We start from the raw sequence: 1017 nt of genomic DNA, 5'->3' as shown, positions 1-1017 counted from the left end.
TAAGCCTTGATTAAAGCCATCACGACGGCGGCTGATGAACCAAGCCCTAATTTTTGTCCGGCCATGGTTAGTTGGCTATCAATAGAAACGGTCAACCCAGTAAAAGGTTGACCGTTTTCTATTGCATACGTCTGGATTAATTGCAAGGTGCGAAGGACTAGACGCCAGTCATCATCCAAAGCGACCGTCAACAATTCAGAACTTGATAATTCACGGTGGCCAAGTAAATTACTCGTCATACTGATTAACGCATCCGTTCGTGGGTCAAGATTGACCGTGACAAAACGATCGACTGCCATGATAATGCTAGGTTGCCCAGGCAATGTGACTGCATATTCACCGGCTAAATATAATTTGCCGGGGGCTTTTGCCATAACCATTAAATCTGATCTCCTTCAACGATTTTGATACTTGGACCTGGCGTTGCAGTACGAACGACGACACCAGGAATTGCCTCAGCTAAAGCCGCTGTGATGACCTCAGTATCCGCTGGTCGTGAAATTAACTTGACGTTTGGTCCAGCGTCCATTGTCGCATAGACGGAGATGCCCTGTTCACGAAGCGTGGTTGCTAGGTTAATGACCTGCCATGAGGAATCAGTTAAGTAATTAAACGCTGGCTGGGCAGTGGCATTTGTTGCATGCATTTGTAGCGCATTGGCTTCCGCTAATTGACCAATTTGATCAATGTCGTGGTTCGCAATGGCTGTTTGCATAACAGGCACCAAGGCATTCGACCGGTTAACCCAATCATCATAGAAAGGTGAGGTTGCTTTTGCATGTTGCATACCGCCACGTGAATCTATTTTTTTAGGCTGATCGTTAATAATCACTGTTAACAATTGTATTGGCCAGTCAATTGTCTCGACCAAGGGCTTAGCAACTGATGTTAGGTCATCATGACCGCGATCCCATTGGGCGAAACCGCCAAAAATAGACCGCGATGCTGACCCGGACCCACGACGTGCTAATCGTGACAGTTCAGCTGGTGATAAAGCCAGGCCAGCTGCGCGACTAG

The 1017-nt window shown here is 47.2% G+C and carries 1 protein-coding gene and 1 pseudogene; both read right to left on the bottom strand.

Annotated features, from left to right (window positions below):
• Positions 1-380, bottom strand: a pseudogene (locus tag WEIDD23_RS14275) (phosphomevalonate kinase); the annotation flags it as partial.
• A partial coding sequence (gene mvaD, locus WEIDD23_RS01730) for a diphosphomevalonate decarboxylase (RefSeq protein WP_082778294.1) occupies positions 380-1017 on the bottom strand: 638 nt, incomplete at its 5' end. The pseudogene WEIDD23_RS14275 and the gene mvaD, both read right to left, overlap by 1 nt.

The sequence above is a fragment of the Weissella sp. DD23 genome (assembly GCF_001579105.1).
GTDB lineage: Bacteria > Bacillota > Bacilli > Lactobacillales > Lactobacillaceae > Weissella > Weissella cibaria.
Note: the sequence above shows the minus strand (reverse complement) of the source record. Positions and strands in the feature narration are given on the sequence as shown.